This window comes from Paenibacillus montanisoli, assembly GCF_003268025.1.
In the GTDB taxonomy this organism is placed as follows: Bacteria; Bacillota; Bacilli; order Paenibacillales; family Paenibacillaceae; genus Paenibacillus_Z; species Paenibacillus_Z montanisoli.
Genome location: NZ_QLUW01000001.1, coordinates 261,779 through 274,702 on the forward strand (window position 1 = coordinate 261,779; position 12,924 = coordinate 274,702).

The following is a 12,924-nucleotide window of genomic DNA, read 5'->3' on the forward strand; positions in this document are numbered from 1 at the left end:
TCGTTATAAATGATACAGACCTGTCTCCATCATATTAGCTAAGAGACTCGATACTGTCAATTTTTATAATGATTACGAGGGATAGGGGGACTATACACTACGGGAATAAACAAAAGTGTAGCTAATGAAGCTTTCAAAACAGTTTTAGACCGAGCCATTCTACAAGCAACTAAAAAGCATCTGAATCGGCTTTGCGAAATGGAGGCAATATAATGAAAAGCTTTTCATCTAAAGCGGCATTTTGGATTGTCGCCTGGTTACTCGTAATGTGTTTATGGTCCAGCGCAGCCACTTCCATTGTGTTTCCGGAATATGCATCGCAGTGGCACCTTCCCAAATCAATTACTACAGGCATCTTTGCTATATATCCGATTGTTATTATAGTTGTACTCTTGATATTTGGTAATATTTCTGATTACATCGGACGACGGAACACTTTGATTACTGGACTCCTATTTCTCCTGCTCGGAGCTTTGGATTTGGCTTTAGCTCCAAACATGTACTGGCTGTTTGTTGCTCGAGCGCTGCAAGGCATAGGAGTCGGATTTATGGCGGGGGCGGGAGCGGCAGCTCTTGTAGAATTTAATCCTACCTCTAATCAGAAGTTTCCTGGATCAATAAACACGATTACTCAGTCTGTAGGTGTGTGTCTTGTAACAATTATCGGTGCAGCCCTAATTAAATATGCGCCATTTCCGCTGCATTTAAGTTATTGGGTATTAGCATTGCTTTTATTGGTTAGCATCATTCTTTGTATCTTTCTTCCGCAGAAAAAAACACATCCATCTACTGGTAAAACTAATTGGAAACCAGCGGGGATTAAAGTACCGCAAGGATTATGGGGCATTTATCTCTTGGCAGCATTAGCCGCAGGAATCGGCTTTGCCCAAGGCGGCACGTTCTTATCGCTTGGGGCTCAAATTGCGCGTGATGTCGTGGGGACAAAAGACATTCTTGTGATCGGTACGGTTTTGTCGATTTCGTACTTGCTGATTGCGGTGGCTGGAATTATTGCCGGACGTCTGGGTCCCCTAACTTCAGTTCGTGCAGGAGGGGTTTCGATACTCTTGACTATGGTTTTTCTCGTCATGGCGTCGGAGTTTCATTCATTCGTAATATTTGTTATTTCTGCGATTCTCGGCGGACTTGGCTATGGATTCTCTGTAGCGGGAGGAATCGGCCTTGCTTCGATCAACGCGCCTTCCCAATACCGTTCGCAGTTTTTATCTGCAGTTTTTGTCGTCTCCTATGTAATGCAAGGGGCCAGCGCATATGGCGGCGGCGTAGCTTCCACCGTTTATGGCTTTAGCTCCGCAATATGGATTCTTGCAATTATAATCAGCATAATTACTTTCATAACGTTAATGCTTACCATGATAAGCAGCAAGAAAATGGTTTCTGCAATTGCTGTACCGAAAAGTACCAGATGAAATTCGTTAGAATGAAAAGTGAACCAGGGACAGAGAGACTAAGTTTGAAAAACGATCTTCCACGGCGCAGCCAAACAATTTGCTAACCTATAAAAAACACGAGGTGCCGTAACAGGCATCTTTTTTTGCGCTCAATGAGCGTCTTTTTGTTTCTTTTCATACAAAAGAAAAACCGGTCTTGCGGATAGAAGTAAATGGGATTACTTCGTTTGACCAAAGTTCGCCACCTTCCGTTTTTAAACAGATTATTCACCCGACTACCGCCTGCTTGGATGTATGACAGGGATATATGTCTCTTACCTGCTCGGCTGCACTGTTCTAAACATAGAAGCTTACACATCTCCTATAAAAGAACGCATTATTTATACATAGAAGGAGGACGTGTATGGCGAAACTGAAGCAATTTTTCGCAAAGTATTCGCTCGTAAAAGGTGTTCTCATTGGTGTGCTAGTGATGTCTACATTCTTTGGAGTGACAACCGCTTTGGGAGACGGCCAAAACTTGACCTACTATGCTTGCGTGAATAACAGCTCTGGCACAATTAAAATGGTAGATTCAGGAAAGACCTGTGGTACTAACGAGCTGTGGATTGTTTGGAATCAAAAAGGCGATCCAGGACCAAAAGGCGATCCAGGGCCTGCGGGTGCTGATGGAGCTATCGGACCGCAGGGACCTGCAGGACCACAAGGACCGCCAGGATCACAAAATGATCAAAAGATTATTTTTGGATACTATGGTGGTAGTGGTACTTCTTTAACTAAAGGGAATGCCAATGCTACCGTAACAGCCCTTGATATGGGTGGTCCAGGATTTGCAATTGTATTTCCACCGAACAGTTTCGACTCAAATGTTCTAGTTACGGGAGATACGTTACTTCAAGACGTGGAGATGGTAGTTCATAAACTCACTCTTTCACCTGTAGATCATAAATTATCTTTTACTGATACAAGTATTAGTGGAACAACCATTTGTACTCCAGAACCTGATGGTAGTCTAAAACTTTATGTACACCATCCTAATAATACTATCACTCTTTCCGCCTTCACTATCTCTTTAGTAGAAGCTCAGTAAGTAAGAATCTATCGTATTACAGAAGGACTGTGTTTGGAAGGCTGCCTATTTCTGGCAGTCTTTTTTCGTTCTCAATTTGCCGCTCACCTTAATTCTTGGCAAAGGTAGGAGGGCCACCGCTCGTACTGGAATTAGACATGCCCGCGCTCGAAGAAAAGTTTGAGTGGTACATTCAAGAAACTGAGATTCCAATTATCGCGGAGTCCGCTTATCAGTAACGGATTCTGAAAGCAATATTTTCAAGATCGCGAAGAAGATCGATCCAAAATGTGATCGGCAGAAACAAACCGCTAATCCAGTAACATGGGTCAGCGGTTTTTGTTTTAATGAAGGATTACGCCTCAAGATGCCGAATGTTGTCCATGACGGACTAATGACGGAGCGGAATGTCAACGCATGTTGCCGATGACAGACGAGTGGGATGTCGGCTTAAGATGATGAAGGAGTGACGGATGATGAGGGTATATACGGTCAAATGGGATTGAACACATACGCCCGATCCGTGGGCATGAAAAAAACCGCTAATCCAGTAATGGGTTGGCGGTTTTTTTTCGCTGCATGTATGGCTAACGTTTCGGCGCTGCGTGCTAATTATGGCCTCCTGGGCGTACATTCGAAAACAGTAATCGAGAGAATGCGGGAATGCCACCCTAGAAAGATGGACTCAAATATGTTCAACGCGAATCTCCTCCTGTCAGGTATAGAGCCTATTAATAAGTAATGCGATTTAAAACGAAAGAATGTCCATTAATTTCTCCAATGTACGTTTTTGATTATCATCGTACATTCATTTCGGCTTGTTTATTGACAACTGCTATATCCTGCTATATCAAGGGGATAGTGCGATAACACCGACACAAGCTTATAGGCAGCTAAGTAAAGCGGCCGACATGGTCGAGGTTAAATCCGTTGGTAACCATACGTGCCGCAAGACATTCGGCTACTGGTTCTATAAGCAGACTAAGGATGTGGCGAAGCTCCAAAGCATTTTGAACCATAGCAAGCCGGACGTAACGCTTCGATACATCGGCATCACCGCTGAAGAAATTGAATCCGATTTAGCTGATTTTAAGCTATAGCTACCGGGGTTCCTTGTTAAGCTAACAGGCAGTATTGTTTCGTACCATTATCTACCCTAAATTGCCAGCAACATTTTATATTGTTTGATTCGTCAATACTATAACTCAGTACAGTGGGGGTAATGATTTGAAGAGAACTACAGTGTTTCTTGTTTTTATTTTGGCGATAATGGGCGTTGTCGGGTGCACGAAATCTGTTGTCATCAATGACGAATCGCAAAAAGAATCTTCGACCGTTGGTACAGGCAGCGACCAAGCGGAAGAAAAAGTCGCCGAGCCAGCCGAGTGCATGGCGATAATCGAATGGGTCGACTTCTTAATGAACAACGACATCAAGTATTATCAAAACTACGAAGCGACCGAGGCTTTAGAAACGAAACAACTTGGGGGCAAGGTCGGAGAGGTCGCTTACAAATTGGACGGAAACGCCTGCACAGGTCATGTGTCAATAAACGGCGACGCGGCGTATCTTCCTGTCGGAACGCCTATATATGAACTAAAAGGATACAAACCAGAGTTCCGAGTCGTCGCGGACAACAAAATCTACGAAGTGAATCATAATCCGAACGCAGAGACGATTGGTGAACTTATGGACATAGAAGGCAGAGTTTTGAAGATCGCTTTAGAAAGCGGCTATGACGGAAGCCATATCGGCGACTTCGAAGAAGTAGTGTCCGCTGAATTCGTTCGGGAATTGCTGCCTCTTAAGTATGTCGGCTTCGAAAAGGTTTACGAGAAAACAAAACACGAATCAGGAGTTTTCCTGCGCGTGTACCTTCAAGATGGCACATCATTCCGCATGGTCTATTATCCCCAGGCGAACGCCTTCACTGCGGGAGCTTTTGGAACGGAAAAGTTGAAAGAGTTGATCATGGAGCAAAGGAAACGGATCAAAGGAGCGGCGGGATTGTAGAGGCGATAGTGCGCATGAGTTATATATGAAACGTAAAGTAATTTAAATAATGGTTGTTTTATATCCACCACTGGGATCCCTTTAAAGAGCAGAGATATGATTTTGATTAAAACCTTTGGTAACATCGGTATTAATGGCAGCTTCATCGTTAATCTGAACCATATATTGTGAATTTGCTTAAGATAAGATGCTGTATGACTTCCGATGGAGTCATGCGGCTCTTTTTTTGTTCTTCAAGGCTTCCAGTTCTGACTCGATATACCATTTTAATTATTGATGAAACCGCTTTCTGCTGATAGACTGATGCTATCTGCCGGAGTGGGGGCGAGTCATGCTGAAATTATCCATAAAGACACAGCTTATCATCAGTTTTTTTGTCGTCATGCTGCCGGTCGTCTTGTTTCTTGTTGCGAATACGCTATATGCGAAGAACGTCGTCCGCGATAAGGTTTCCGAGACCTATCGAAATACGCTGGATATATTTGCGGAGAAGACGGATCGTTCGCTGAGCGAGGTCAGCAATTATTTGAACAAGATGGGCGTTCTCGACTTTGACGTCGGCCTGCTTTCTTCTTTTCCCTATGGCAGCGACAATTACGTGCTTACGAAGATCCGCATCCAAAATAAGCTGCAGCGCGACATCGTGTTCTATAACCCAGTCGACACGCTCTTCGTTTATAGCGGACAAGATATATTTTTCAGTACGACCGGCTCGTATGCGGTGATGAATCACGTTCTTAACGACAATTTGGACGGCATCATCAAGTCGAATAAAGCGTCCGCACAGGGGCGCTGGCTGCTCTGGTACGACGCACGCGTGCCGGGAGGCGATTTTCTCGTCAAGGTCACCCAGGTGCCGGACAGCAACGTGTACGTCGGCTCGATCATCCGGATCTCCGAGCTGCTTAATCAGCTCGCCATACAATGGAAAGACGGCAAGATCGGCGAGTCGGCGATCTACCGCAAGGATGGCATGCGGCTTGGCGTTCCGACCAAATGGGATCATTTTGCGGCAGCGGACAACGAGACGCCGCCTCAGAATGCGGAGCTGTACCAATTCGTCAAGGACAAGCAGACCGGCAAACGGTTCCTGCGCGTCGATCGCCCGAGCGGACAAGCGGATTTCACGATCAACATTCTCGTACCCGAAAGTTATATGCTGCAGGGGCTGCCCTATTTTCAGAAAGCGACTTATATCTTGAATTTTGGGCTGCTCTTTATCTTTGCTCTGTATTTGTTCTTTATCCGGCATATGCTCTTCAAGCCGCTCCAACTGCTGATCGCCGGAATGAAGAAGCTGTCGCTCGGCATGCTGGATGTACGTCTGCAGACCAACGAGACGCTCGAATTCGTCTTCCTGGCCAACACCTTCAACAACATGGCCGAGCAAATCAAGAGTTTGCGCATCGGCGTGTACGAAGAGCAGCTGCGGGTGCAGAAGATCGAGCTCAAGCAGCTTCAGGCCCAGATCAACCCGCACTTCTATATGAATAGCCTGAACATCATCTACAATTTCGCGGCTTTAAAGGATACGGATTCGGTGAAGAAGATGTCGCTCCATCTCGCGGATTATTTCCGCTTCATTATGAGGGTCAATCGCGATCTCATTACGCTGGACGAGGAGCTCAGGCATATTCGCAACTACATGGACATCCAGAAGTTCAGGTTTCCAAACAAGCTCGACTGTGTCTGCGATATGCCGAACAAGCTCAAATCCATTCCATTGCCCGCGCTCACTATTCAGCCTTTTGTGGAAAATGCCATTATTCATGGATTCGTCAATCACAGACAGCCGTTTAAGATCACCGTGCGCGGCTCTCTCCTGCATGAGCAGGGCGACGCCTTCCTCCTTATTGCGATAGAAGATACGGGCATCGGCTTCACCGAGGATGTGATGCGCCGTCTCAATGAAGGCGAGGGGCTCATGAGCGTGGAAACGAGCCGTCTCGGCATTCTGAATGTGATACAGCGTCTGAAGCTCCGCTATGACGGGCGCGCGGATATCCGTTTCTACAATGTGACGGAGAACGGCGGCGCGGGCGTACGAATCCAGCTGCCGTTAGCCGAGGAACACGGACAAATCGAAGAGGAGATCGTCTGAATATGGCTATGGAAGAAGCAACCTATAATTTGCTGGTCGTAGATGATGAGGAGATTGCCATTCGCGGCATCGAGCATGGCATCGACTGGTCGACGCTGCCGGTGGCGAACATTTTCACGGCCTACGATGCGGAGGAAGCCCGGCAGGTATTCAAGGATCATAAAGTACATGTCCTCATCTCCGATATCGATATGCCTAAGGAGAACGGCATCCAGCTGCTCGCCTGGGTGAACGAGCATTCGCCGGAGACGGAAACGATTATATTGACGGGGCATGCGGATTTTATTTTTGCGCAGCAGGCCGTGCAGCTCGACAGCTTCGACTATCTGCTCAAGCCGATCGATCATGATGTGCTGAAGGGCAGCGTCGAGAAGGCCATCAACACGATCGCCGAGCGTGAACGGGACGATTCCTTCCGTAAGACCTATGAATACTACTATGACCAATGGAACCGTCAGCTCCCTCTGCTCGTCGAGCGGTTCTGGCAGGACGTGCTGAACCAGCGGATACAAACATCCGCGCCGCAGTTGGCACCTATGTACAGCTTGTACGATATCCAGCTCGATGCGGACAAGAAGGTGCTGCCGGTGCTGATCAGCGTCGAGGAGTGGAAGAAGGATTGGAGCACGCATGATGAAGAGATCATGACCTACGCGCTGAAGAACGCCGCTGCGGAGATGCTGCTGAAGGATCGGGCCGGTCATATTATTCAGGATACGAACGGGATGCTTTTCGCCCTGCTCTATAGTCCTGACGAAGGGCAGGAGGAGCTGCTTGCCGGCCTCGCGGCAGAATATGTCGATAAATGCGCGCAGTACCTGTACGCTGTGGTCTCCTGCTACATCGGCGAGGCGGTTCACGTCCCATCGCTTCGGGCTTGCGTCCAGCAGCTGGCGGAGATGGAGCGGTCGACCTTGGGTCAGACCGGAAGCGTATTTCGGCTTAACCCTCCTATGCAGCCTGGGAACAGCCCCGCCCGGCATAACGCCAACAAGCAGCACGGAAGATTCGCTGCGCCGGTGCCGAACTACCAAGAGTGGTCGACGCTCGTCGAACAAGGCAAAGCTTCCGAGCTCCAGCTGCGCATTGAGGAGCTGTTCGATCGGCTCTCGGCCTCGCAGATCGACCATGCCTATATCGTCAATTACTATTTCAGCGTCGTGCATATGATTTTCCAACTGTTTCAGCGACGTACTGTCTCTGCGCATGAGCTGTACAAGGGAGAGGAATGGAAGGCCGGCGAGTCCGCAATGAAGTCGCTCAGCGCGATGAAGGGTTGGACCATCCGCTTTATCGGAACAGCGGCCGAATTTCTCGGGGCGCAGGAGAAGGAAGTCTCGCATACGATTGCCCGAGTGCAGCAGTATATCAACGCGAACCTGCACCAGGAAATGAGCCGGGAAGATATCGCCGAGCATGTCTATTTGAATCCGGCCTATCTCTCCCGTTTGTTCCGCAAGGAAACCGGACTCTCTTTGACCGATTACACGGCATCGCTGCGCATCCAGAAGGCGAAGCTCGAGCTTTCGGACACGAACCATAGAGTCTGCGACGTGGCACTGTCCGTCGGCTACAGCAATTTCTCCCACTTTACGAAGCTGTTCAAGAAAACGACGGGCCTGACACCGCAAGAATACCGCAAAAAGCATCAGCGAATTCTCGAATAGAGCCTGCAGAAAGCGCATCAGGTCACAAAAGCGCTAAACAGGTCACGACGCCGATAGAGGACGGCGTCGTTTTTTTTATAAGATAGTCCTATAGAGCCAACTACGAAGGAGGAACGACGATGGCGCAATTGAAAACGGTTGCACCTACGATGCCGCAGGCGATTCCGAAAACGCGCAAATTTTCGCTCGCAGCTAATTTTCGCAAATACTGGATCTTCTACCTTATGATGCTCCCAGGCATCTTGCTGCTCGTATTCAACAACTACTTGCCGATGTTCGGCATTATCATCGCGTTCAAGACGGTCAACTACACCGATGGCATTCTCGGAAGCCCTTGGTCGGGCTTATCCAACTTCTCCTATCTGTTCAAGACGTCGGATGCCTGGATTATTACGCGCAATACGCTGGCGTATAACTCGCTGTTTATCGTACTGAACCTGGTGATTCCGCTTGCTTTTGCCCTCATGCTTAACGAGATGAAGAGCCGCTTCATGTCGAAGCTGCACCAGACGGTCATGTTCCTGCCGTACTTCCTGTCCATGGTCGTCATTTCGTACCTGGTGTTCGGCTTCCTGAGCGACGAGCACGGTTTCATGAACGGGTCGCTTCTTCCCGCGCTGAATATCGAGCCGATTCGCTGGTATTTCACGAAAGAAGTGTGGCCGTACATCCTGCCGCTCGTCAACACTTGGCGGGGGATGGGCTACTACACGGTCATGTACATGGCGGCCATCATCGGCATCGACGACGAATACTACGAGGCTGCGACGATTGACGGGGCATCCAAATGGCAGCAGATGACGAGCATTACGATCCCGCTCATCACCCCTGTCCTTACCATTATTACGCTGCTGCAAATCGGACGGATTTTCAATGCCGACTTCGGACTGTTCTTCCAGGTTCCCCGTGAATCCGGCGTGCTGTTCCCGGTAACGAACGTTATCGATACGTATGTATACCGTACCTTCCTGACCGTAGGCGATATCGGATTGTCCTCTGCGGCCGGACTTCTGCAGTCCATAGTCGGGTTCGTCCTGGTCTTCTTCTCCAACTGGATCGTCCGCCGCTTTAACAGAGATAATGCACTATTCTAGGAGGGAGCCGCAATGGCTGATGTATTGAATACCGGCACGACCCTAACAGTCGCTGCATCCAACCCGAAAAACAAACTCGGACTTACGGCGTCGCTCAGCATTAATATCTTCTTTGTCATCTATTCACTGCTGTGCATTATCCCGCTGCTGCTGCTCGTCATGGTATCGTTCTCGGACGAAGCGTCGATCGTGCGCGGCGGCTACAAGTTCTGGCCCGATCATTTCAGCCTGGCGGCATACCGCTTTCTCGGCCAGGATATCGGTCAAATCTTGCATTCCTACGGCATCTCGATCATTGTGACCGTGGCAGGCACAGCGCTGAGCATGATCATCATTGCGCTGTATGCCTATCCGATCTCGCGGCCGAATTTTCCGCAAGCCAAATTCTTTACCTTCTTCGCCTTCTTCACGATGCTGTTCTCGGGCGGCCTTGTACCGTGGTATCTGGTCTATGTGCAAGTCCTTGATCTCAAGGATACGTTAGGTGCGTTAATTGTCCCGCAAATTATGTCCGCATTCTGGGTGCTCGTCACCAGGACGTTCTTCCAGACAACGATTCCGGGACAGGTGCTCGAATCTGCCAAAATCGACGGCGCAGGCGAACTGCGGATATTCTTCCAGATCGTCATGCCGCTCTCGCTTCCGGTACTCGCGACGGTCGCCTTGTTCCAAACGCTCTCGTATTGGAATGACTGGTTCCTAAGCCTGGTGTTTATTACCGGAGAGCACAATATATCCGTTCAATATCTGATGTACAAACTGATGGCGAACATTCAATTCCTCGCGAACAACACAACAGCCGCGAACGCCATCGCTTCAGCCGGCGGGATGATGAACTTCCCGAGCGAAACCGTTCGGATGGCGATGGTTATCGTCGGCATCGGACCGATCATACTGGCTTACCCGTTCTTCCAGAAATATTTTATCAAAGGTCTTACGGTAGGCGCCGTAAAAGGCTAATCATCAGCTGCAACCGGACTTCCGGTTTGGCATAGCACCACATTTTCTTGGGAGGTCGACTTAAACCATGCAAACAAAGAAGAGAACCGTATCGGCTGCACTGGCACTCTTATGTACGACTGCAATGATTCTGTCCGCTTGCGGAAGCGGCGGGAACAATAACTCAGGGAATTCTAGCAACTCGGGCAATGCGAAGAACAGCGGCAGCGAAGCAAGCACCAACAATCAGGCAGCAGGGGATTCCACTGCGGCATCTGATCTGGAGCCTTACAAGCTCAAGCTCGTTTATGAAGGCCCGCCTCAACCGGACGAAGCGAAAATCGAAGAAGCGATGAACAAAATTTTGACGGCAAAAATCAACGCGACGATCGACCTGTCTCCGATTGACTGGGGCGCATGGGACGATAAAGTCAACCTGATGATCGCTTCCCGCGAGCCGGTTGACGTCCTATTCACCGCACAATGGAACGGTTACTCGAAGAACGTGGCTAAAGGCGCTTATATCGACCTCGGCGACCTGCTGAAGAAGTACGGCCAAGGCATTACAAGCTCGCTGGATCCAATCTTCCTGGAAGGCTCGAAAATTAACGGCAAAAACTACGGCATTCCGACCAACAAAGAGCTTGCGACCTCTGCCGGCGTCGTGTATCGCAAAGATATCGCCGACGAGCTTGGCCTTGATATGAGCACGGTCAAAACGGCTGAAGACCTGGACGCGATCTATAAGATCGTTCAAGAGAAGAAGCCGGATATGATTCCGCTGTACACGTCGGGCGGTATCTTCGCGAACTTCCTGAACGAATTCGACTTCCTTGGCGACGGCACGATCCCAGGCGTTATCTCCAAGAACGGCAACGACACGAAGGTGAAAATGGCGGAAGAATCGGAGGTCTACGTTCGCTACTTGAAGCTGGCGCATGATTACTTCCAGAAGGGCTACATCAACAAAGACGCGGCGACAACGCAATTGTCCAGCGGCGACGCCTATAAAGGCGGCAACGTGTTCTCCACGATCGAGCCGCTGAAACCGGGTAAAGACGCGGAGATTGCCAATGCTGCCGGCCTTGGCGGCAAACTGGCTCAAATTTACTTGATCGGCAAAACGGTATCGACAGGTGAAACTGCAGGCGCAATGCTAGCGGTCTCCTCGACGTCCAAAGATCCGGATCGCGCCATGATGTTCATCAACCTGCTGCACACGGACAAAGAACTCGTTAACCTGTTGAACTTCGGAGTGGAAGGCGTTCACTTCACTCGCAGCGGCGAAATCATGACACCGACAGACCAAACGTCGAAATACGCGCCGGGCGTTGCATGGGAGCTTGGCAACCAGTTCCTGAACTATGTCTGGAATACGGAAGATCCGCAGAAATGGGAGAAATTCAAAGAATTCAACGAAGGTGCAGTGCCATCCCCAGCGCTTGGCTTCGTCTTCAACGGCGACAACGTCAAAGCCGAAGTCGGCGCACTGGCAAACGTGATCAAGCAGTACGCGAAGGCGCTTGAAACGGGTTCGGTTGATCCGGATAAAGTGTTGCCGGAGTATATCAGCGCACTGAAAGCTGCCGGCGTAGACAAAGTCATCGCTGAGAAGCAGAAGCAGTTCGATGAGTTCCTGGCAAGCAAGAAGTAGTGCTGCGCAAGAAGCAGCAATAAGTGGTAAAAGCCTGAGAGCTGGGTGCTCTCAGGCTTTTTGTTTCGCCCTGTGGGACTGCAGAACCCCCAGTCTATATCGCTGGCAGCGAAGAGGTCCAAGCTGTATGACTTCCACCGGAGTCATGCGGCTCATTTTATTTTTACCCAGGCTGTCTAGCCAAAATGTACATTTGTTTTAGATAAATGCCGTTTCGAAAAACCTACTATTGAATTTAATAGAAATAAATTAATAGAAAGGAAGAGCCGCTATGACTTTTATACCTATAGATCGTATTGTCAGTTTGGGTAATGATGGCATTTATACAAGTACAAATAGTGCTAATTCAGCAATAATAAATCTTTTTAACGATACGGTTTCTCAAGTAGCCGTAGAAGTTACTAATCCGCATCCGTCGTGGCCGAGTCTGGATAATTTTGGGGAGGACGACAATCCAAGCATAGAATTCAGAGATACAACAAATCCGCGCTATATTTGGAATAAATCAAAAGCGCAACCAGGAGATACTGTTTATTTTGCTGCAGCGTCCACCCCTATGGCAGCAACAAATATTATTGATTTATTTGTGTGTATAACAGCCTTTGCCGATGATGCTTTTGAAGTGAATCAAATAAGTTTATGCAGAGTAACGGATTCAGGCGATTTAATAGAAATTGAAATTGAAGATTTACTGAGTACTCCTTTGCAGGATGGACCGATGACCCTACCTGTCTCTGATTTAGAGTCTCCTCCTGGATGGCAAACAGTTCGTTATTTCTCTAATATATATCGACGAGGCGGTCTTTCTCCAAATCCAAATCATTATTCGCTAGTAGTAATCTTCAAAGCTGTTAATTACCCTGCTCCTGCAAATCCTGACGATAATCCAGGAGCGATAGCCTTTAATATTGACATCTATAAACTAACATAGACCCTTTTACGATTGCTTTATATATCGATCATGGAAGAAACAGG

The 12,924-nt window shown here is 48.5% G+C and carries 9 protein-coding genes and 1 pseudogene; all 10 read left to right on the top strand.

Features of this window, described 5'->3' with window-relative positions; genetic code table 11:
* The first annotated feature begins 212 nt into the window (after positions 1-212).
* The 10 genes and pseudogenes from DL346_RS01230 to DL346_RS28740 all read left to right on the top strand — a co-directional run bounded on the left by DL346_RS01230 (position 213) and on the right by DL346_RS28740 (position 12,880).
* Positions 213-1,430, top strand: coding sequence for an MFS transporter (locus DL346_RS01230; protein WP_112880238.1), 1,218 nt, complete (start codon positions 213-215; stop codon positions 1,428-1,430).
* Positions 1,431-1,815: 385 nt separating this feature from the next.
* Positions 1,816-2,502 (top strand): collagen-like protein, encoded by a 687-nt coding sequence (locus tag DL346_RS29245; protein ID WP_112880239.1) that lies wholly within the window; start codon positions 1,816-1,818, stop codon positions 2,500-2,502.
* An 830-nt stretch (positions 2,503-3,332) separates the two neighbouring features.
* Positions 3,333-3,581 (top strand): annotated as a pseudogene (locus DL346_RS01245) (tyrosine-type recombinase/integrase); the annotation flags it as partial.
* A 127-nt stretch (positions 3,582-3,708) separates the two neighbouring features.
* Entirely contained in the window at positions 3,709-4,494 is a 786-nt protein-coding gene (locus tag DL346_RS01250) for a hypothetical protein (RefSeq protein WP_240632984.1), read from the top strand.
* Between the two features lie 331 nt (positions 4,495-4,825).
* A complete protein-coding gene (locus DL346_RS01255; RefSeq protein ID WP_112880242.1) occupies positions 4,826-6,595 on the top strand; it encodes a sensor histidine kinase in 1,770 nt (589 codons plus the stop codon).
* A gap of 2 nt (positions 6,596-6,597) precedes the next feature.
* Positions 6,598-8,262 (top strand): helix-turn-helix domain-containing protein, encoded by a 1,665-nt coding sequence (locus tag DL346_RS01260; RefSeq protein WP_240632985.1) that lies wholly within the window; start codon positions 6,598-6,600, stop codon positions 8,260-8,262.
* A 119-nt stretch (positions 8,263-8,381) separates the two neighbouring features.
* On the top strand, positions 8,382-9,356 hold the full coding sequence (locus DL346_RS01265) for an ABC transporter permease (protein WP_112880244.1): 975 nt from the start codon (positions 8,382-8,384) through the stop codon (positions 9,354-9,356).
* A 12-nt stretch (positions 9,357-9,368) separates the two neighbouring features.
* Positions 9,369-10,316: a carbohydrate ABC transporter permease gene (locus DL346_RS01270; protein ID WP_112880246.1), complete on the top strand. Its 948-nt coding sequence runs from the start codon at positions 9,369-9,371 to the stop codon at positions 10,314-10,316.
* A gap of 67 nt (positions 10,317-10,383) precedes the next feature.
* Positions 10,384-11,949, top strand: a complete 1,566-nt coding sequence (locus tag DL346_RS01275; RefSeq protein ID WP_112880248.1) for an ABC transporter substrate-binding protein — start codon at positions 10,384-10,386, stop codon at positions 11,947-11,949.
* A 271-nt stretch (positions 11,950-12,220) separates the two neighbouring features.
* Positions 12,221-12,880, top strand: a complete 660-nt coding sequence (locus DL346_RS28740; protein ID WP_133257463.1) for a hypothetical protein — start codon at positions 12,221-12,223, stop codon at positions 12,878-12,880.
* The last annotated feature ends 44 nt before the right edge of the window (positions 12,881-12,924 follow it).

What these genes read in the sequence shown, in the direction of transcription:
- DL346_RS01265 (WP_112880244.1), top strand. Translation starts at nt 8,382, where the DNA reads ATGGCGCAATTGAAAACGGTTGCACCTACGATGCCGCAGGCGATTCCG.
- DL346_RS01270 (WP_112880246.1), top strand. Translation starts at nt 9,369, where the DNA reads ATGGCTGATGTATTGAATACCGGCACGACCCTAACAGTCGCTGCATCC.
- DL346_RS01260 (WP_240632985.1), top strand. Translation starts at nt 6,598, where the DNA reads ATGGCTATGGAAGAAGCAACCTATAATTTGCTGGTCGTAGATGATGAG.
- DL346_RS28740 (WP_133257463.1), top strand. Translation starts at nt 12,221, where the DNA reads ATGACTTTTATACCTATAGATCGTATTGTCAGTTTGGGTAATGATGGC.
- DL346_RS01275 (WP_112880248.1), top strand. Translation starts at nt 10,384, where the DNA reads ATGCAAACAAAGAAGAGAACCGTATCGGCTGCACTGGCACTCTTATGT.
- DL346_RS01255 (WP_112880242.1), top strand. Translation starts at nt 4,826, where the DNA reads ATGCTGAAATTATCCATAAAGACACAGCTTATCATCAGTTTTTTTGTC.
- DL346_RS01230 (WP_112880238.1), top strand. Translation starts at nt 213, where the DNA reads ATGAAAAGCTTTTCATCTAAAGCGGCATTTTGGATTGTCGCCTGGTTA.
- DL346_RS29245 (WP_112880239.1), top strand. Translation starts at nt 1,816, where the DNA reads ATGGCGAAACTGAAGCAATTTTTCGCAAAGTATTCGCTCGTAAAAGGT.